The organism is Antrihabitans stalactiti (assembly GCF_012932915.1).
Taxonomy (GTDB): Bacteria; Actinomycetota; Actinomycetes; order Mycobacteriales; family Mycobacteriaceae; genus Antrihabitans; species Antrihabitans stalactiti.
Map to the genome: position 1 here is coordinate 908,593 of NZ_VCQU01000001.1, position 19,455 is coordinate 928,047.

Annotated in this window: 21 protein-coding genes; 7 read left to right on the plus strand and 14 right to left on the minus strand. The window is 63.0% G+C overall.

The features are described from left to right. Window positions 1–118: 118 nt before the first annotated feature. Complete coding sequence (locus tag FGL95_RS04330; protein ID WP_169584928.1) at window positions 119–1,123, plus strand: alpha/beta hydrolase fold domain-containing protein; 1,005 nt, start codon at window positions 119–121, stop codon at window positions 1,121–1,123. Between the two features lie 29 nt (window positions 1,124–1,152). On the opposite strand, the gene rlmN is transcribed toward FGL95_RS04330, so the two are convergent. The 10 genes from rlmN to FGL95_RS04380 all read right to left on the minus strand — a co-directional run bounded on the left by rlmN (window position 1,153) and on the right by FGL95_RS04380 (window position 10,247). Continuing rightward, a complete protein-coding gene (gene rlmN, locus FGL95_RS04335) occupies window positions 1,153–2,262 on the minus strand; it encodes a dual-specificity RNA methyltransferase RlmN (protein ID WP_169584929.1) in 1,110 nt (369 codons plus the stop codon). A 47-nt stretch (window positions 2,263–2,309) separates the two neighbouring features. Then, window positions 2,310–3,005, minus strand: a complete 696-nt coding sequence (locus FGL95_RS04340) for a methyltransferase domain-containing protein (protein ID WP_169585239.1) — start codon at window positions 3,003–3,005, stop codon at window positions 2,310–2,312. Window positions 3,006–3,015: 10 nt separating this feature from the next. Next, complete coding sequence (locus FGL95_RS04345) at window positions 3,016–3,984, minus strand: phosphatidate cytidylyltransferase (RefSeq protein WP_169584930.1); 969 nt, start codon at window positions 3,982–3,984, stop codon at window positions 3,016–3,018. Window positions 3,985–4,012: 28 nt separating this feature from the next. Continuing rightward, window positions 4,013–4,570: a ribosome recycling factor gene (frr, locus tag FGL95_RS04350; RefSeq protein WP_169584931.1), complete on the minus strand. Its 558-nt coding sequence runs from the start codon at window positions 4,568–4,570 to the stop codon at window positions 4,013–4,015. 19 nt (window positions 4,571–4,589) lie between these two features. Further along, window positions 4,590–5,318, minus strand: coding sequence for a UMP kinase (gene pyrH / locus FGL95_RS04355; RefSeq protein WP_169584932.1), 729 nt, complete (start codon window positions 5,316–5,318; stop codon window positions 4,590–4,592). A gap of 71 nt (window positions 5,319–5,389) precedes the next feature. Continuing rightward, window positions 5,390–5,671, minus strand: coding sequence for a hypothetical protein (locus tag FGL95_RS04360; protein ID WP_169584933.1), 282 nt, complete (start codon window positions 5,669–5,671; stop codon window positions 5,390–5,392). Beyond that, window positions 5,668–6,330, minus strand: coding sequence for a hypothetical protein (locus tag FGL95_RS04365; protein ID WP_206071425.1), 663 nt, complete (start codon window positions 6,328–6,330; stop codon window positions 5,668–5,670). The genes FGL95_RS04360 and FGL95_RS04365 overlap by 4 nt, the downstream gene beginning before the upstream one ends. 132 nt (window positions 6,331–6,462) lie before the next feature. Beyond that, complete coding sequence (gene tsf / locus FGL95_RS04370) at window positions 6,463–7,287, minus strand: translation elongation factor Ts (protein ID WP_169584934.1); 825 nt, start codon at window positions 7,285–7,287, stop codon at window positions 6,463–6,465. 118 nt (window positions 7,288–7,405) lie between these two features. Next, window positions 7,406–8,263: a 30S ribosomal protein S2 gene (rpsB, locus tag FGL95_RS04375; RefSeq protein ID WP_169584935.1), complete on the minus strand. Its 858-nt coding sequence runs from the start codon at window positions 8,261–8,263 to the stop codon at window positions 7,406–7,408. Between the two features lie 265 nt (window positions 8,264–8,528). Beyond that, complete coding sequence (locus FGL95_RS04380) at window positions 8,529–10,247, minus strand: FAD-dependent oxidoreductase (RefSeq protein WP_169584936.1); 1,719 nt, start codon at window positions 10,245–10,247, stop codon at window positions 8,529–8,531. A 97-nt stretch (window positions 10,248–10,344) separates the two neighbouring features. Here FGL95_RS04380 and FGL95_RS04385 point away from each other — a divergent pair, with 97 nt between their 5' ends. After that, window positions 10,345–11,028, plus strand: coding sequence for a MerR family transcriptional regulator (locus tag FGL95_RS04385; RefSeq protein ID WP_169584937.1), 684 nt, complete (start codon window positions 10,345–10,347; stop codon window positions 11,026–11,028). A 4-nt stretch (window positions 11,029–11,032) separates the two neighbouring features. Here FGL95_RS04385 and FGL95_RS04390 read toward each other — a convergent pair whose 3' ends face one another. From FGL95_RS04390 to FGL95_RS04400, 3 genes are all read right to left on the minus strand, one after another. Then, on the minus strand, window positions 11,033–12,643 hold the full coding sequence (locus FGL95_RS04390; protein WP_169584938.1) for a GMC family oxidoreductase: 1,611 nt from the start codon (window positions 12,641–12,643) through the stop codon (window positions 11,033–11,035). 64 nt (window positions 12,644–12,707) lie between these two features. After that, window positions 12,708–13,598 (minus strand): MBL fold metallo-hydrolase, encoded by an 891-nt coding sequence (locus tag FGL95_RS04395; protein WP_169584939.1) that lies wholly within the window; start codon window positions 13,596–13,598, stop codon window positions 12,708–12,710. 68 nt (window positions 13,599–13,666) lie between these two features. Then, window positions 13,667–14,248 carry a TetR family transcriptional regulator gene (locus FGL95_RS04400; RefSeq protein WP_169584940.1) on the minus strand — a complete coding sequence of 194 codons (582 nt, stop codon included), beginning with the start codon at window positions 14,246–14,248 and terminating at the stop codon, window positions 13,667–13,669. A 131-nt stretch (window positions 14,249–14,379) separates the two neighbouring features. Between FGL95_RS04400 and FGL95_RS04405 the strand changes: the two genes are divergently transcribed. Genes FGL95_RS04405 through FGL95_RS04420 form a run of 4 tightly spaced genes read left to right on the plus strand, consistent with a single transcriptional unit; the run spans window position 14,380 to window position 17,352 of the window. Next, a complete protein-coding gene (locus FGL95_RS04405; protein ID WP_169584941.1) occupies window positions 14,380–15,231 on the plus strand; it encodes a hypothetical protein in 852 nt (283 codons plus the stop codon). Beyond that, the gene (locus FGL95_RS04410; protein ID WP_169584942.1) at window positions 15,228–16,679 is read left to right on the plus strand and encodes a cytochrome P450; all 1,452 of its coding nucleotides are present in this window, start codon (window positions 15,228–15,230) and stop codon (window positions 16,677–16,679) included. Before FGL95_RS04405 ends, FGL95_RS04410 begins: the two co-directional genes overlap by 4 nt. Next, on the plus strand, window positions 16,676–16,888 hold the full coding sequence (locus FGL95_RS04415; RefSeq protein ID WP_206071426.1) for a ferredoxin: 213 nt from the start codon (window positions 16,676–16,678) through the stop codon (window positions 16,886–16,888). Before FGL95_RS04410 ends, FGL95_RS04415 begins: the two co-directional genes overlap by 4 nt. Further along, a complete protein-coding gene (locus FGL95_RS04420) occupies window positions 16,885–17,352 on the plus strand; it encodes an SRPBCC family protein (protein WP_169584943.1) in 468 nt (155 codons plus the stop codon). The genes FGL95_RS04415 and FGL95_RS04420 overlap by 4 nt, the downstream gene beginning before the upstream one ends. Here the strand turns inward: FGL95_RS04420 and FGL95_RS04425 are convergent. Further along, the gene (locus tag FGL95_RS04425) at window positions 17,309–17,941 is read right to left on the minus strand and encodes a TetR/AcrR family transcriptional regulator (protein WP_338079705.1); all 633 of its coding nucleotides are present in this window, start codon (window positions 17,939–17,941) and stop codon (window positions 17,309–17,311) included. The genes FGL95_RS04420 and FGL95_RS04425 overlap by 44 nt on opposite strands. Before the next feature lie 97 nt (window positions 17,942–18,038). Between FGL95_RS04425 and FGL95_RS04430 the strand changes: the two genes are divergently transcribed. Beyond that, the gene (locus FGL95_RS04430) at window positions 18,039–19,442 is read left to right on the plus strand and encodes a cytochrome P450 (protein WP_169584944.1); all 1,404 of its coding nucleotides are present in this window, start codon (window positions 18,039–18,041) and stop codon (window positions 19,440–19,442) included. Window positions 19,443–19,455: the final 13 nt, after the last annotated feature.

Sequence of the window (19,455 nt, forward strand, 5' to 3'; positions counted from 1 at the left end):
TTCCAATTCATGCAGAGACTGCGAAGCGTCAGTCATCGATACTTGTGACTGGAGATAGACAGCACTGGCGCTGTCGCGGCCTTGTCGTGCGGGCCGAACTGATCAGGAGGGCTACAACGTGGTTGCCAAATCCCTAGTTACCGGTCCGCGGAATGCGCGGGAATCGAATCGCGTCGAGTTCGAGGGCGGCAGCGTCGCATCGAAGCTTCTCGCATCGACCCTTAGTGCGACACTCAAGCCCGCTATCCATCTGTGGGCACTGGCGCCCGGCCTGCCCTGGCCGTATGGGGTGGTCGATCACATCGGCCGAGTGCTGCGGTCCGTGCCGGGTACCACCCGACGTTCGGCCACCCTGCGGAACTGCTCCGCTGAGACCACACGACCCGCGACCACACGCACCGACCGCTACGTCGTCTACATGCACGGAGGCGCGTTCCTCGTCGGCGGTCGCTACCTGCACCGTCAGCTGATTTCGCGGATCGCAGCAGCCCTGTCGTCCGAGGTCGTCGCCGTCGACTACCGCATGTTGCCGAACCACACCATCGCCGACGGCGTGGAGGACTGTGTCGACGCCTACCGATTCGCCCTCGCCAAAGGCATCCCGCCGGAGCAGATTGCGTTCATGGGCGACTCCGCGGGTGCATACCTGGTGTTCATGGCCGCAGTCGTTGCCCGTGAGCAGGGCCTGCCGATGCCGGGCGCGATCGTATCGATGGCACCGGTGATCGATTTCGACTTACACGCCAAGCTCGACGCCCCGAGCGCGGCAACCGACGCGCTGTTCACGAAGGGCTTTGCGCGGACTATGCACCGCTTGGTCCTGGACCACTGCCCTATGCCCCACACACGCAGACAGATTGTCGACGAAGACCTGAGTGGCCTCCCGCCGAGCTTGATACAGGTCAGCTCGACCGAACTGCTGTACCCGGACGCGGAACGCTTGGCTGTCGAACTGGCGAAGGCGGGCGTACCGCATCAGCTGCAGGTCTGGCTGGACCAGGTGCACGTCTTCCAAGCGGCCGCCTCGATCGTCCCCGAGGCCGCACGCGCATTGACCGAGGTCACCGAGTTCGTCGAGTCGGCATTCGCCGCACACGAAGCGGTCGCACGGTCCGTCGGGTAACTACGTTGCCGGTAGCTCGTCGCGGGCGATCAGCCTTCCGCGGCGAGCTGCCCACACGCGGCGGCGATTTCCTGGCCGCGGGTATCGCGGACGGTGCATGTGACGCCCTGGGCAATGACGCGCCGGACGAACTCGCGTTCCACAGCTTTAGTGCTTGCGTCCCACTTACTGCCCGGCGTTGGGTTCAGCGGAATCAGGTTGACGTGCACGAACTGTCCAAGCGCCTTGCGTAGCTTCTTCCCCAGCAAGTCTGCGCGCCACGGCTGGTCGTTCATGTCCTTGATCAAGATGTACTCGATCGACACTCGACGCCCGGACTTGTCCGCGTAATACCGCGCGGCGTCGAGCACCTCGGCGATCGGCCACCGGTTGTTCACCGGGACGAGCGTGTCCCGCAGTTCGTCGTCGGGGGTATGCAAGGAGACGGCGAGCGTCACCGAAAGCCCTTCGTCCGCGAGCTTGCGGATCGCAGGCGCCAAACCGACTGTCGACACCACCACCGACCGCGCCGAAATCCCCAGTCCGTCCGGTGCGGGTGACGTGATCCGACGGACCGCGGCCACCACTCGCTTGTAGTTGGCGAGCGGCTCCCCCATGCCCATGAACACGATGTTCGACAGCCGTCCCGGACCGCCTGCCACATCGCCGTCGCGAAGGTCCGCAGCAGCCGCGCGGACCTGATCGACGATCTCGGCGGTCGACAGATTCCTCGTCAGTCCCGCTTGCCCGGTCGCGCAGAACGGGCACGCCATACCGCAGCCGGCTTGGCTGGAAATGCACAGCGTCGAACGGTCGGGGTACCGCATGAGGACGCTCTCCAGCAGCGTTCCGTCGTTCGCCTTCCACAGCGTTTTGCGGGTTTCACCGGCGTCGCACATGATGTGCTTCAGCGGCGTCAGCAACGTCGGGAACAACGCGGCGCCAACCTTGTCGCGCACTGCCGCAGGCAAATCCGTCATCTTCTCGGGATCGGCTTCCAACCTGCCGTAGTACTGGCGAGCCAGTTGGTCGGCGCGGAAAGCCGGCAGCCCAAGCTCCGTCACCGCGGCTTTGCGCTCGGCGGAATCGAGGTCCGCGAGGTGCCGCGGCGGCATGCCACGGCGAGGAGCATCGAAGACGAGGGGTACTGGAACAGCCATAGTGCCTCCAGTGTCCCATTGTGTGGACTCCGAAACCGAATCGTGCCTTACACCACGAATCCGCGCGCCTTGCGTCTGCAGTGAATTCGGTACCGCACATCGAGTGCCAGTCCTGGCGTCTCGGCCAGTGCACGCGCCGCGATTCGCTTGCTGAATTCGATGCCGAGCACCGCCGCAAGAGCTTCACGGTCCGGGAAAACCCAGCGAGTGTCGACCCTCGTGATGTCGAAACCTGTCGTCAGGAAGAAGGATTCGGCTGCCTTGGGGCTGTAATGCGGTAGGTCCGTGCACATCCACTCGCCATACGGATGCGCGGTCGCGTCGAGGTCGACGATCACCAGCGCTCCTCCAGGCCGAAGCACCCGCATCGCCTCCTCGATCCCCGGCGCGGACTTGGGACCGAAGAAGTAAGCGGTCCGAGCATGGACGACGTCGGCGCTCGCGTCGGGCAGCGAGAGGTCCTCGGCAGATCCGCGGACCACACGAATTCGGTCGTCGTCGCTGGTCCGTCGCTTCGCAGCTTTGACCAGGGGTCGATATGGTTCGACGCCCACGACCGTTCGTGCAGAGCCCGCGAAGATCGGGAGGTGGAATCCCGCACCGCAGCCGACGTCGACGACGTCTCGACCTGCCCAAGGCGCAATGCTTTCGAGTGCGGCGAACACAGCGCCGTCGACGTCCTGGACTTTGTTCTCCAGCTCGTAGACATCTGGCCAGTGCCAGATGTTCGGACTGGGAATCACAGCCACGGCGTCATACCAGCGCGGTCAGTACCACCCAGGAGACGAACGCCGAAGGCAGCATCGAATCGAGGCGGTCCATGATTCCGCCGTGGCCCGGCAGCAGCGTGCCCATGTCCTTGATGCCGAGTTCGCGTTTGATCTGCGATTCGATGAGATCGCCCAGCGTTGCGACGATGACGAGCGAGACGCCGAGCACGACACCGATCAGTGAATTCGCGTCGAGGATGAGCGTGACAGTCAGGAGTCCGCCGATGATGCTGAACAGCATCGACCCCGCGAATCCCTCCCAGGATTTCTTCGGACTGATCGCAGGCACCATCGGATGCTTGCCGAACAGGACACCGGCCGCGTAGCCACCGACGTCCGAACAGACGACGCCGATCATGAAACACAGCACCTTCATTGCGCCGTCGTCCTCGAGGAGCAGCAGTGTCGCGAACGACGCAAGCAACGGCACCCAGGCGGCGACGAAGACAGCGATGGATGTGTCGCGCAGGAAGTTTCGCGGCGTCGCACGTAGGCCGTGGTCGAACAGCCGCCAGACCATACAGACGAGCGCGGTGCCCGCGAAGGCCCCGGCGACGCCAGTCGGACCGTAGGGCCAGCTCAACCACACGATGGCCTGGCCACCGACCAGCAACGGAATGCGTGGTACCAGCACGTCGGCCTCGCGGAGCCGTCGTGCGACTTCCCACGTCGCCACCGCGATCGCAACCGCGATGACGCCGATCAGCACCTTCGGAACGAACACCAGGATGAGGACCAGCGAGATACCGAGGGTCAATCCCACCGCCATCGCGGCTGGCAGATTCCGGCCCGCCTTCGACTTCGCGGGAGCAGGTTCAGCGGGTGTCGGATCAGCGGGTACCGGCTCAGCTGGAGCCGGCTCGGCAGGCGTCGACTCAACCGGGGTTGGCTCGGCCGTCGCCGATTCAGCCGCTGTCGACTCTTCCGACACCTTGTCAGTGGCCACCGTCATAAATTCCCGTCGCTCCACTCGATACCAGCTAGACCTCTAGCAGTTCGCCCTCTTTGTGCTTGACGAGTTCGTCGATCATCGCGACGTAGCGCGCCGTCGTCTTGTCGAGCTCCTTTTCAGCCCGGACCACGTCGTCCTCGCCGGCCTCGCCATCTTTCTGGATTCGCGACAGCTCGTCCATGGCTTTGCGACGAACGTTGCGGATCGCAACTTTACTGTCCTCGCCTTTGGATTTTGCTTGCTTCACCAATTCCCGTCGACGTTCCTCTGTCAGCTGGGGCACGGAGATTCGGATGATGTCGCCATTGTTGGTCGGGTTGACGCCGAGATCGGAATTACGGATCGCCGTCTCGATCGCGCCGAGCGTCGACTGCTCGTACGGCTTGATGACCACCATGCGGGGCTCGGGCACGTTGATGCTGGATACCTGGGTGATCGGCGTCGGAGAGCCGTAATAGTCGATGACGATCCGCGCGAACATTCCAGGGTTCGCCCGGCCGGTCCGGATCGAGCCGAGGTCGTCTTTCACGACGGAGACGGCTTTCTCCATCTTCTCCTCGGCATCGAAGAGCGCTTCGTCAATCACGGTCGTTCCTCCAAGCGATTCATGACCTGACCAGTGTCCCGATCTTCTCACCCGACACCGCGCGCGCGATATTTCCTTCGGTGAGCAGATTGAACACCAGCATCGGCATCTGGTTGTCCATACAGAGGCTGAACGCGGTCGCATCTGCGACCTTCAAACCCTTCTCGATTACCTCGCGATGCGAGATCTCGGTGAACATGGTTGCGTCGGCGTCGAGTTTCGGGTCGGCCGAGTACACGCCGTCGACGGACTTCGCCATCAACACCACCTCGGCGCCGATCTCGAGCGCTCGTTGTGCCGCAGTGGTGTCCGTCGAGAAGTAGGGCATTCCCATGCCCGCACCGAAGATGACGACCCGGCCCTTTTCGAGGTGTCGCCGTGCGCGCAATGGGAGATAGGGCTCGGCGACCTGACCCATCGTGATGGCGGTCTGCACCCGGGTGTGGACGCCTTGCTTCTCCAGGAAGTCCTGCAAGGCCAAACAATTCATCACGGTGCCCAGCATGCCCATGTAGTCGGACCGGGCGCGTTCCATACCGCGCTCCTCGAGCTCGGCGCCGCGGAAGAAGTTGCCGCCGCCGATCACCACCGCGACCTGCACACCCGACTTCACCACTTCGGCGATCTGCTCCGCGACCTTCATCACGACATCGGGGTCGAGTCCGACCTTTCCGCCGCCGAACATTTCACCACCAAGCTTCAGCACGACTCGCGAGAACCCAGATCGGTCGTCAGCCGGTTCCGTCATCGGTCTCCTCGGTGTCCGCAGCGTGAAACGGCCATCCTGGAACTCCCAGGTCGGCCCTCCAACATCCTGCCTTACCCGCGACCGAGCGCTTCCACTAGGAGGTCCTTGACTTCCGCGACACTCTCCTCGATCGACCGAACTCGCGCATTCGTATTGTCGATCTTGCTCCCAAGGCGCTCCTCGACAGCATCGAACCGTGCGTCGACCGCATCGAATCTTCCATCGATGACATCAAGGCGCTCGCGTGTTTGCTGACTCAGTGCATTGATCGTGGCAAGCACTGCCTTGTAGTCAGCCCGGTCGGCTTCGAGAACTGCCAAACGCGCTTCAAGCTCAGCGAGGGTCGCCGTCATGTTCGAGATCTTACGGCGCACACCGACACCGTCGCAGGATCTGTCATCACACCACCGACCAGCTGTATCGACCGTCCGGTTCCTCCATGAAACCTTGGATCAAATCGATCGTCGAACTCTCGGTCCAAATCGTGGCGTTCATGCCGATTCATCACGAAGACCACGTATTCGGTCGGGTGTTTGCCCTCGATTTCCCGGACTCCGACTACGTTGTCCACGACCTCGATGTGCCACCTCGCGCCATCCTGGCCGCGAGCCTCGATGACACCGTTCAACACGTGGTTGAACGTGAATTGCTCGAATTCGTCAGGATACGTGCGTCCCTGCACCCGCTTCCGCAACTCCTTCTGCAGCGTCGCGCCTGGCGCGAGAAAGGTCCCAATCAGGTACTCCATCCATCCGGACGACCGGTAGAACTTCTCGGTGCCATCCCACTCGAGCGCCGCGCCGTCGTCGGTCGAGACCCACTGGCACCACAATCCTGGTTGACCGGCGGCTGGCCAATTCGAGCTCTGTACGTCTGACCTGTCGACGACGTACGGCCCGCCGCCGTAGGTCTGCCGCCGACTCTTCGCAAACTGCCGCAAATAGGACTGCTCAGCGCTGTTGAGCGGCGGATCGATCCGTACCGATCCTGTGAACGTAGTCGTGTACCCCATACCTGCGCCTCCCCCGAGTGGTGTTCCTCTTCAACGGGTTTGGACGCGCCGAGTCGGCCGGCGGTTCCATCGGAAACCATAAACCCCGCACTCCGGGTGGGAGTGCGGGGCTTGGGTTCTGCGGTTCGAGAGCTAGCTTGCGCCAACCTCGAAGCGGGCGAAGCGGCTGATGGTGACGCCGGCTTCGTCGAGCAACGCCTTGACCGTCTTCTTGGAATCCTGCACGGACGACTGCTCGAGCAGCACGACGTCCTTGTAGTAACCGTTGACGCGGCCTTCGACGATCTTGGGCAGTGCCTGCTCCGGCTTGCCTTCTTCACGTGCGGTCTGCTCGGCGACGCGACGCTCGCTCTCGACGATGTCGGCGGGCACCTCGTCACGCGTGACGTACTTGGCCTTCAGCGCGGCGATCTGCATCGCAGCACCACGAGCGGCCTCGGCCGCAGCTTCGCCTTCACCGGTGTACTCGACGAGTACGCCGACGGCGGGCGGCAGGTCCGATGCACGCTTGTGCAGGTAGATCGCAACCGGACCGTCGTAGGACACGACGCGACGCAGTTCCAGCTTCTCGCCGATCTTGGCGGACAGCTCGGCAACCGCAGCGTCGACCGTCTTACCGTCGAGCTCGAGCGCCTTCAGTGCGTCGAGATCGGCAGGCTTGGCAGCGGCAGCTGCTTCGACGACCGACTCGGCGAAACCCTGGAACTCGGCGTTCTTTGCGACGAAGTCCGTCTCACTGTTGATCTCGAGGAGGACGCCACCCTTCGCAGTGACGAGCCCTTCGGCCGTGGTGCGCTCGGCACGCTTGCCGACATCCTTTGCACCCTTGATGCGCAGTTGCTCGACGGCCTTGTCGAAATCGCCATCGTTGTCGGCGAGCGCGTTCTTACAGGCGAGCATGCCTGATCCGGTGAGCTCGCGAAGCCGCTTGACGTCGGCCGCGGTGTAGTTCGCCATATCTGGGCGAGCCTCCATTCGTATCGAATTCAGAATTAGAAAGTCTGCTAGCGCACTCTTGCCGACCATTCCAGCGAGGAATGGTCGGCAAGGTGAACGCTCGACATAACTGCGTGGATCAGGCTTCGGCTGGTGCCTCTGCCGGTGCGGCTTCTGCCGGTGCTGCTGCCTCGGCGGGTGCTGCTGCGTCGACGGCGGGAGTTGCGCCGGCGAGCTGCTCGAGCTCCCATTCGGCGAGGGGCTCGCCCGCGCCGACCTCAGGCTTTGCGTCGTCCGACGTGCTCAGCCCTGCACGGGCCTGAACTCCCTCGGCAACCGCAGACGCGACGACCTTGGTGAGCAGAGCGGCCGAACGGATCGCGTCGTCGTTCCCCGGAATCGGGTAATCGACCAGGTCGGGATCGCAGTTGGTGTCCAGGATCGCGATGACCGGGATGTTCAGCTTGCGAGCCTCGCCGACAGCGATGTGCTCCTTGTTGGTGTCGACAACCCAGATCGCCGACGGAACCTTCGCCATGTCCCGGATACCACCGAGGGTGCGGTCCAGCTTGGTCATCTCACGCGTGAGCATGAGGATTTCCTTCTTGGTGCGACCCTCGAAGCCACCGGTCTGCTCCATGGCCTCGAGCTCCTTCAGGCGCTGCAGGCGCTTGTGGACGGTCGAGAAGTTGGTGAGCATGCCGCCGAGCCAGCGCTGGTTCACGTAAGGCATCCCGACTCGGGTTGCCTCGGCCGCGATGGACTCCTGGGCCTGCTTCTTGGTGCCGACGAACAGGACCGTGCCGCCGTGGGCAACGGTCTCCTTGACGAATTCGTACGCCTTGTCGATGTACGTCAGCGTCTGCTGCAAGTCGATGATGTAGATGCCGTTGCGATCGGTGAAGATGAATCGCTTCATCTTGGGATTCCAACGACGGGTCTGATGCCCGAAGTGCGCGCCGCTGTCGAGCAGCTGCTTCATTGTTACAACAGCCATAGCTGTGTTTACTCTCTTTCGTTGCCGGTTGTCGCAGGTAGACGGTGTCGTTCCTGCCCTGGCACCCGCCTGGCCGCAGGACCCGACGAATCGGGACCAGCCAGCGACCATTCAATGCGGGCGCGCGAAGTCGGACTGTGTCAAGCACAGACCGCGTCGTTAGTGTACGGCTTCGAATGAGCAGGGCCTAACCGGGCAACTTCCCCCCACACCCTTGTGAGTCTTTTAGGAGTCCAGGGACTCCTAAAGACTCACAAGGGTGGAGCTATACGGCCGTTGTCGGGTGCTTGACCTCGATGATCGGCAACCGCAGCGCGCCGGGCGCACCTTCGGGAACGACCGGGTGATTCGGAGCGATCGGCTGGATCCGCTGATATCCGTCGCCCTGCAGCGGCCGGAGATCGACCTCACCCTTGTTCGGCCACAGCGACGCCGCGCGTTCCGCCTGCGCGCTGATCGTCAGCGACGGATTCACACCGAGGTTGGCGGAGACGGACGAACCGTCGACAACGCTGAGCGTGGGGTAGCCGTAGACGCGGTGGTACGGGTCGATGAAACCGGTCGAGGCATCCGCTCCGATGGCGCAGCCACCCAGGAAATGTGCGGTAAGCGGGATGTTGACCAGTTCACCCCAGGTTCCACCAGGAATGCCGTCGATCTTCTTGGCGATCCGGCGGGTCGCGTCGTTGCCTTCAGGAATCCAGGTCGGGTTCGGTTCGCCGTGACCTTGTTTGCTCGACAACTTCCGACCGAACAGGCCGCGCTTTGTGAACGTGACGATGGAGTTGTCCAGGTGCTGCATGATCAGCGTGATGATCGTGCGCTCGCTCCAGTTCTTCACCGACAGAACGCGCGCGAACTGCAGCGGATGGGCGAACATCAGGCCGAAGAACTTCAGCCACCGCGGGATGCGGCCGCCGCCATCGGTCATCAACGTCTGCAACAGACCCATTGCGTTGGAGCCCTTGCCATAGCGGACCGGCTCGATATGCGTATTCGCCGAGGGGTGGAACGACGACGTGATCGCAACACCGTGCGTCAGGTCCATATCCGGATCGACCTTGAATTTCGCTGCGCCGCAGATGGATTCCGAGTTGGTCCGCGTCAGGACGCCGAGCTTGTCGGACATCGCAGGCAGCTTGCCCTCGTCCTTCATCTTGTGCAGCAAGTTCTGGGTGCCCCACGTTCCGGCCGCCAAGACCACGTTGCGCGCGGTCATCGTGGCCTTGCCCTTGCGGAACCACGCGCCGGTGTTTTCGGTCGAGACTTCCCAGATACCGTCGTCTCGTTGCTGCAGCGCGGTGACCTTCGTCAACGGATGCACCTGCGCGCCTGCGGTTTCCGCGAGCCCTAGGTAATTCTTCACGAGCGTGTTCTTTGCTCCGACGCGACAGCCGGTCATGCACGAGCCGCATTCGGTGCACCCCGTACGGTCCGGACCGACGCCGCCGAAGTAAGGGTCCGACACCGTCTTTCCCGGTTCACCGAAGAAGACGCCGACCGGGGTCTGCACGAACGTGTCGCCCACGCCCATCTCGTCTGCGACTGCCTTGATGACATCGTCGGCCGGGGTCATATGCGGGTTCGTCACCACGCCGAGCATGCGTTGCGCCTGCTGATAGTGCGGCGTCAACTCGTCGCGCCAGTCCGTTATCCCGGACCATTGCGCGTCGGCGAAGAACGGCTCCGGCGGGATGTAGAGCGTGTTGGCGTAGTTCAACGACCCGCCGCCGACGCCGGCGCCACCGAGGACGAGCACGTCACGCAACAGATGGATTCGCTGGATGCCGAACATCTTCAGCTTGGGCGCCCAAATGAAGTGGCGCAGATCCCAACTCGTCTTGGGTAGTTCGTCGTCGGAGTAACGGCGACCGGCTTCGAGCACGCCGACCCGGTATCCCTTCTCCGTCAAACGCAGCGCAGACACGCTGCCACCAAATCCTGATCCGACGATCAACACGTCGTAATCGGGGTCACTCGACACAGTTCCTCCAGGGCTGGGAGAAGACGCTTGTGATCGCTGACACTATCGATGACAGTAACTACTGTCAATGAGCCGAATTGGCTGTTACCCTGCAGCGGTGGCCGAGTTCACGATTGGCGAGCTGTCCGAGCACACCGGGGTAGCGACCCGCACGATTCGCTATTACCAATCGATCGGACTGCTGACAAAGCCCGCGCGCAACGGCAAAGAGGCGCTGTACACCGACCGCCATGCCGAACGGCTGCAATTGATTGCCGACATGCGCGCAAGGCGAATGAAGCTCGACGCGATCGCCGACGTCTTCGAATCCGATGCTCTCACACGCAATTCCGCCGCCGACTGGCTCGGACTCGACAACTTGCGGGTCGGCCCGTGGTCGGAGAGCCGCTCCCGAAGCTACGACGAAGCCACGCTGACCGAACTACTCGGTGACCGTCGCGCAGAGATCCTCGACGACCTGGTTGCCGAGAACTATCTGCATTTCGCCCAAGGCCAGTGGCACGTCGACGACTTCCCAGTGTTCAAAGCGGCGTTGGTGCTCTATGACGCGGGCGTGAGCGTGGCAGTCGCCGCCAGGATGCGCAAGGTGTTGCGCACAAGGCTCGCCAGTCTCGCAGACGAGCTTGTCGACGTGGTCGAGTCGGAAGCCGGCGCCGGCTACGCAGGCGAGGGAACAGCGACCGATTTAGCGCAGCACCTGGACCGCTTTCGCCCCATCGCCTGGGAGTCGGCGGGCGACGTGCTCGCCCAGGAAATCGATCGGGCAATCAGCGAGCGCTGAGGCGTCAGGGATTGAGGATGAGGTCGGCGCACCTTTCGCCGATCATGATGGCCGGAGCGTTGGTGTTGCCGCCGGTCACGCTGGGCATGATCGATGCGTCCGCGACGCGCAGACCGTCGATTCCGAGCACTCGAAGTTGCGGATCCACGACCGCTCGCTCGTCGACACCCATCCGGACCGAACCAACCGGGTGATAGACGGTGTGGATGCGATTCGGCAGCTCTTCACGTAAAGCCGCTTCGCTGTTGTACTTCGGACCCGGGATGATTTCGCCCTCGTTGTCGCCGGTTCCCGCCATGATCTCCCGGACCATGTTGATGCCTTCGAGCAACACCTCGGCGTCCTTGGGCGCCGTCAAATACGCCGGATCGATGAGTGGTGCGGCCAACGGATCGGCAGAGGCCAGCCGAACGGTCCCTCGGCTCTCCGGGTAGATGAGCGCCGGGAAAATGCTCTGACCTGGCTTCTTGCTCTCGGGGACGACTCGCGCGTCGGAGTCCGAGTTCGGGGACGGATACACCCAGTACAAGCTGAGCAATTGCAGGTCGGGGATCTCCTGCGCATGCGAGGTGCGAACGAACGCGACGGATTCGAACGACGACCCTGCCGCCCACGACGTTCCTGGCCGAAAGCGCTCGGTCGCCAGTCCGCGCATGAAGTACGGCGCCGTCGGCTTACGCAGCGCGGACTTCATCTTGAACGACAGCGGAACGAAGAGGTGGTCGTGCAGGTTGTCACCAACCGGCAGATCGGCCTTCACACCGATACCGTGTTCTTTCAAATGACCTGCCGGACCGATCCCCGACAGCTGCAGAATCTGCGGTGACCCGTACGCGCCAGCGGACACCACGACCTCGCGCGACGCGCCGATCACCTGCTTGCCGCCCTTGACCAGGATTTCCACCCCCGTCGCGCGCGAGCCTTCGATGACGATCTTCGTGACCGTCGCATCCGTGAGCACGGTCAGATTGGGCAACGGATCTTCGTGCAGGTAGCCCTTCGACGTCGAGTACCGCTTACCGTTCGCGGCGCTCTGCTGGAAGACGGCGACGCCTTCCTGGCTCGCACCGTTGTAGTCGTCGAGCTTCGGCACACCCAGCCGCGTCGCGGTGGCGTCCATGAAAGCGTGCGCCGCGTCGGTGATGGTGTGCTGGCGAGTGACCTTGATCGGACCGCCAGACCCGCGCAACTCGCTGGCGCCGTCTTCCCAATCTTCCATTCGCTTGAAGTACGGCAGGACGTCCTCGTAGGACCAACCCTTACAGCCTTCGGCGGCCCAGTCGTCGAAATTCTTCTTGTTGCCACGGACGAACAACAGTCCGTTGACCGAGCTCGATCCGCCGAGTATTCGACCCCGCACCATTGGGATCTTGCGGTCGAGCGCATTGCGTTGCGGCGTCGACTTGTAGCCCCAGTCGAACAGCTTCTTCAGTTGTGGCGTCGAGTGCATGACAGAGATCGCGCCCGGGATCTGGAACATCAGCTTGGCCCAGCCTTTGTTGTCCACTCCCCCCGCTTCGAGCAGCACCACGGACGCGCCGCTTTCAGCGAGCCTGCGGGCAACCGCACACCCCGCACTGCCTGCTCCTACAACGACGTAGTCGGCCTCGGTCATGCTTTTTCTCCATTCGGGAGTCGACGCACTGTGACTCTCGAATTGTAACGTGTTCTAGTTACTACTAGAAGGCCGAGTCGACACCTCGGACCAATTGCACCAATCGAGTCCCGAATTTGTCGGTGAGCGCAGCGACGTCGTCGAGGAATTGGGGCCATTCCAGCCTCGGTACGGGATGCGGCGGCTCATCGACCGGCTTGAGGAAGTTGTCGTGGTGACACGGGATGAGCACCTTCGGTTGGAGCTGATCGCCGAGGCGGCCGAAGTAGTTCGGCGTTCCCTGCCGCGCAGCCAGGCATGCGACGAGGGCGTCGACGGGCTGCTGGCGCGCGAACGGCGCGTCCTCGAATCCCGCACTGGTGTGTAAGTAGAACGTCACGCCACCGAACGCGACGCGGTACGAGAACACCTGACCCCGCGGCCAGCGAAAAGGCGCACGCGGCATACCTTTTCCGCTCAGGTCGATCACGTCGATCTTGCCCGCAAGCGGAACGATGCCGTGCTGGGACGCCACAGCCTCGACCGTGAACGGACCGATCGTCACGACCTCTCCGTCGGTGACGGTGTGCACTTGTTGGTCCGAAACCCCTTGCCTACGGCAGATTTCGGTCGTCGTTTTGCTGCCGTAGACGACCGCGCCCGGATTCGTGGCGGCGACGACGGCGACGTCCATCGCATGGTCCCAATGGGTGTGGCCGACGAACGCCGCGGACACGCCGCCGAATTTTCGCTCGACAAGCGCTCTATCCGTCTTCGCCGAGCGGAAGAAGGTGTCGACGAATCCCGGATTGCTGACGAACGGGTCGAAGCAGATCTTGGTCCCGTCGTACTCGAGGATGATGCCCGCGCAACCGGTCCAGGTGATCCTGGCGCCGATGGGCTCCGGACCGAGCCAGCCCGGCGCAGGCGCCTCCGTCGGGAAGATCTCAGGTTCAGCGCCGGCAGGTGCGGTCATCATCGGGGTCGCGCCAAGGCAGGCAATGCACACGGTCAACTACCTTTCGTATCGACGTTTCACGCTTGCTACGAAATCTGCTGAGCGACAAGCTTTTCCAGGAGCTTGGTCAGATGGTCGACTACCTCGTCCACGGTAAAGTTCAGCTTGCCGTTGAGCGTCGCGATGATAATTTCGCGACAGGCTCCACCGTAGCCGTAGGCACCCATCCGCACGACTTCCCGCTGCCGCGGATCGTTCGGCATTTTCGGGTCCGCGCCGGTCCACAAATCGACAGCGAGATCGATGAATCGTTTGCGCTGGTGCGCGAGCCCGCCCGTATCGACCTCGACGAACAGCAGTCGAGCGAGCCTCGGATCGGACATGACAGTTCGAACGAAGTAGTCGACGGCGGGGCGTGGATTCGCCATGCCGCCTGCGAGGACGTGCGGGATGAGGCCAGTGCCGAGGTCACGCAAGGTCTTGTTCACGACGGCTGTCGCCAAAGCATCGATCGATTCGAAACTTTCGTAGAAGTACCGCTTGTTGAGCTTCGCGTTTCGACAGACCTCTTCGATGGTGACCGCCGCGATCCCGCGCGTTCCGAACAAGTCGAAACCCGCGCTCACAAGTGCATGCTTGCGAATCCGTTGCCGTTCAACGGCACTCACACCCATCCTCGGACGATGCAACCCCGCCGGCTCAGCCATCGACCCTCCGATCACTCTTGACACGGCATCGTACCTGAAATAGCTTGATCGCTAGTTGGTACGACCTCGTGCCAGATATGGAGTGTTTACACATGAGCCTTCTCGCCGCTGCGAATTCGGGCGTCCTTCCGCCGCCGACCGACATGCACCCGAACATGACCGTTGCGTGGATCTATGTGGCGTTCACAGGAGTTGGCCTGGTCATCGCGCTGGCCTACGCCGTGGACGACGCTCGCCGGACTCGCAGCCCTCTATTCGCGTTGTTGCTGGTCAGCGGGCTGACAATCTTTCCATTTGCGATCGAGCCGGCCTACGACATCATCATGGCCACCTGGTATCCGCCGGACCTGCCGATCCAACTTGTGACGATCCTCGGCCGTCCGATGGCCATCATGGTGCCGTTGATGTACGCATCGTCGGTATCGCTCACCTGCTATGTGACATACCGAATGGTCGTGGCCGGCGTATCCGTCCGGTCCATGGTGCTGTTCCTCGGCGCACTGTCGGTCATCGAAGGCATCGGCGAAATGGTCGCCTCACACTTCGAGGTCATGCGGTACTACGGCAACCTCGCGACGATCTTCGACGTTCCGGTCCCGACGCTCGTGCAGAACGCCGGCATGTTCTCGATCATCGGTGTCGCACTCGCGATGATCGTCCCGCACCTCTCTGGCTGGCGATGGTTGATCGTCCCGTTCGTGCCACCGATGCTGTACATCGGCTACGTCGTTTCGTGCACGCTGCCGAACTTCCTCGCCATTCACGGTCAAGCCGGACCTGTGCTGTTCTGGGTGCTCGCCGCACTATCGACTTTCCTCAACGGCCTTGTCGCACTTGCAGTTTTGTACTTGCCGATCCCCAAGCAGTACCGCGACGACGCCGCGCTCCGAAAGTCGCTGCCCGCGAAGGTCGAACAGCCGTCACAGGTCGGGAGCCGATCATGACCGACCTCCTGCACTTCACGCGAAACCCTTACCGCGCTGCAAGTCTCGCCCTGCGGACCCGTGGCCGCGGCCTGACCTTCCCGCCCGGCCCGACCGGCTACCCCATCATCGGCGTACTCCCCCAATTTCAAGCAGACCCGTTCACGTTTCTGCGCCAGTCTGCCGCTACCTATGGTGACGTCTTTCGTGTGCCGATGCCGCTGGTCGACATGGTCTGCGTGAATCACCCCGACCACGTCGCGCAGATCATGGGCGACACCTCGGGCGGCTACAGCATGGTCGGGCCGCTCGAGGCGGCCGCACACGCGATGATCGGCGCCTCGATCCCGTACATGGAAGGCGATCCCTTCAAGCGGCGACGAAGGTTGATCACCCCGATGTTCCGGCACAAGTCGCTCGAGGAACTCGCCACCGAGATCGTCGACGAATTCACGACTCGAATAGACGCCTGGTCCGCATGGGCGGGCACCGGCAAGACCGTCGATCTCCAACACGAAATCGCGTGGCTCACCATGCCCGCGTTCATGCGCGCAATGTTCGGAATTCGGTTGAGCTACAAAGAAATAACTGTGCTCGACGAAGATATTCGGACGGTCCTTCGCCTGTTCAGCGCTGGCGTCATGCTCAATCGCCCACCGGGACTCTTGCCGGTCCCGGGCGGGAAGAACGTGTTTGCGGCGCTCGCCCGGACCCGCCGGTGGATCAACCGCAAGATCGAGGATCGGCTCGCGAATCCGATCGACGGTTCGGACCTGTTGCAAATTCTGCTCGACGCCCGAAACGAGGATGGTTCACCGATCGGCCGACGGGACCTCATCGCCGAACTCTTCATCCTCATCGCGGGCGGATACGAAACAGTCGTCGCCTCGACATCGTGGACCTTGGCCATGCTGCGGGAAAATCGTGACGCGCAGGCCAAGCTGCTCGCGGAGGTCGACGAACTGGACGGGCAGCCAACGACTTTCGCGGACCTGGGTCGGCTGACCTGGGTCAAGGCCTGCTTCGACGAGGGCCAACGAATGCAGGGACATCCCTTTCATCCGCGGATCGCGACCCGCGACGACGACATCGGCGGCTACTTCATCCCGAAATACACGGTGGTCGGTGTGTCGATGTACGCACTGCACCGCGACCCCAGGTGGTGGGCCGACCCGGACCGATTCGACCCAACCCGCTTTTCCGACAAGGCCGCGGTCGCGGCACGTCCGCCGCTCGCGTTTATCCCGTTCGGCGCCGGACCACACCGCTGCATCGGCTCCCAAATGGGTTACATGAACGGACAATTCATTCTCACGCTGCTTCATCAGCGCTACCGCGTGAACATCGCCCCCGACTGGCGGCCTAAACATGCGTCGACGTTCTCATGCACGATCGAGGGCGGGCTCCCGGTTCGACTCGAGCTGCGCGAGCCTGCGCACGCCCCCCGGAGAGTCGCGGTGTCGTCATGATGACCGTCAGCGTCGATGCGGAGCTGTGTTTGGGGTCCGAACAATGTGCGCGTGCCGTCCCCGCCGTGTTCACCTTCGACGATGTCGTGGGTTTGGTCGGTGCGGATCCCACAGCGCAGGTGCTCGTCGCTCCGACCGCGGAGGAGTCCGTTCGGCGCGCATCCTTCAACTGTCCGGCAGCTGCGATCTACATCGAGGACCACCGGTGATCGCCGCGCACAGCGAGACCATCGTTGACGTACCGGTCGCGCGAATCTGGGAGTTGCTCACCGACTTTCCGCTTTGGGAGCAGTGGCTGCCACTCCACGGCGGCTGGCCGGACGGACCGCCACCGACGCTTGACAAGGGCACACAGTTTCGGCAGCGGTTGGGCCACCTCGGCATCTACGACACCGTCAGCGTCACGGTCACAGAGAACACCGCCAACCAGCGGTTCGTGCTATTGGCGCACGGTAGCTACGGTGCGGATGCGCGGCTCACGTTCAGCGTCGATCCCGTTGCGCCCCAACGCACCCGGGTGCGAGTAGGCGTGGAAATTCTCGGCGGATTGGCTCGACCGCTGGCTTCGCTGGCGAAGCGAGGACTGCAGAAGAATCTGAACCGGACGACCCGCGATCTTGTAGTCGTCGTCAGGGGGTTTCGTAGCGGGACGACGCCTCGATCAACGGGATGAAGAACGTGCGAGCGAACAATCGCGCTGACTCATCGGTATCGGTCGGCATGATGTCCGCAGGACTCATGAGTAGCGAAGCGGTAATGCGAATCATCAACTCGGCGGCCCGCATCGCGGCGTCCAGCGGCAGCGTCTCGTCGACAATTCCGACGGCGATGGCCATGCGAACAGGCCCCACGCCATCCGGCGACCCATTGGCCAGTAGGGAGGTGAGCGTGTCCGGCTCGAACTCCTTGATGGCCGCGACGAGCGGATTGGTGCGAGTTGCCCGCATCCCCGCAACGAACGCTTCCACTGCGCGCTCGCCCGGCGAATCCACAGCGGACAACATTTCGACGAGCTCGCCGAAGAATTCCACAACCTCGCGAACGACGACGGCGAGCACGATCTCGTCCTTGTCGCCACAGCGCCGGTAGATCGTGGGACGCGAAACTCCTGCACGACGGGCGATTTCGTTGATCGAGGTGCGGCGGAACCCATGGCTGACGAACTCCTCGCGCGCGACATCGAGAATGCGCGTCCGCTCAGGGTCGTCGTCAGCCGGCGAGGCGCTCATCAGCTGCGCGAACTGCAAACCCAAATCTGGCACGTTGCTCACCCTATCCGTCCGCTCAGGTCGACCCCGTTGACGCTGGTGTTACAGTGCACTATAAATGATTCATCGTCACACCACCAAAGGAAACGCTATGGCTGAACCAACGACGCTGACAGCCTGTCCCGTGCGACCTCCCGGCGAACTCCCGCCGCCCGCCGCCACGACTCACCGGCCACCAGGCCCTGGCCTGCTGCGCATGAGTGCAATCGCGGCGCGGTTCTCGACAGAGCCGTACGCCTTCCTGCCGGAGATCGCGAGGCGCTACGGAGATGTCGTCGACATCCCGGTTCCAGTGCCCGGAGTGACGGTCACGCTGGTCAGCCACCCCGACCACGTCGACCACATCATGACGCGCCACCACCTGCGCTATCACAAACACGAAGGTACCGCGGAGCTCGTAACGGGCGAGCCGCCGGCATTGCCGTTGCTGGAAGGAGAGGAATGGAAGCGCACACGCCGTCCGCTGAACCCCTTCTTCAGCGAGCGAGCACTTGCCGCAAACAGCACGCCGATGGTCGAGGCGATCGCGGAGCGTGTTGCTGACTGGGAGGTACATGCTCGGTCCGGTGGCTGGGTCGACCTCGAACACGAGATCGGCCCGGTCGTGATGGACGGCCTGCTGCGCTCCATCGCGGATCTCGCGCTCAGCCCTGAGCAGCTGCACGAATATGTGGACGGTGCAAGGAGTTACGGCCAGTGGGTCGTTGGGCGGGCAGCGATGTACAAGTTCCCGGCATTCGTTCCGCGCCCGTTCGGCAGGCGCGGCGCCGCTGCGAAAACCATCATGTTCGGCGAGCTCGACCGGTGGGTGGCCGAGCGCAGGGCACAACCGCCCCGCGAACGGCCCGACATCTTTCAGACCTTGCTCGAGATGGAGTTCCCCGGAACGCCCGACCAGCAATATGCGCGAATGCGCTCAGAACTCTCGGGTCTGGTATTTGCCGGATTCGAGACGACCGCCGAGGCGTTGGCCTGGACTATCGCGCTCCTCGCGCGCAATCCCCGCGCCTTGGGCGAAGCGTATGCGGAGGTGGACGCACTAGGTGGCGGGCGCGTCGAATACGAGCACCTCGAACGACTCCCCTACCTGCGCGCGTGCTTCGACGAAGCGCAACGTTTTCAGGCAGCGCCCGCTAATGTCCGGACCGCGACCGAAGAAGACGAAATCGGTGGCTACTTCATCCCGGCAGGCTCCCATGTCGTGATCTCGCCGTACGGGCTACAACGTGACCCACGATTCTGGCGCGACGCCGAGCAGTTCGAGCCGCGCCGGTTCATCGAGGACAAGATCAACCGAAATGCCTTCATTCCGTTCAATATCGGTCCGCGCAAGTGCATGGGCAGCCGCATGGCCTACATCGAGGGCCTGCTGACGCTTGCGACGATTCTGCAGAAGTTCACCGTGCAGATCCGCGACGGATGGACCCCGCGCCACCGCATTCGCGTGTCCACGGGCCTCGCCGGTGGGTTACCCGCCAAGCTTGCGCTCCGTTAACTCCACCACCCCG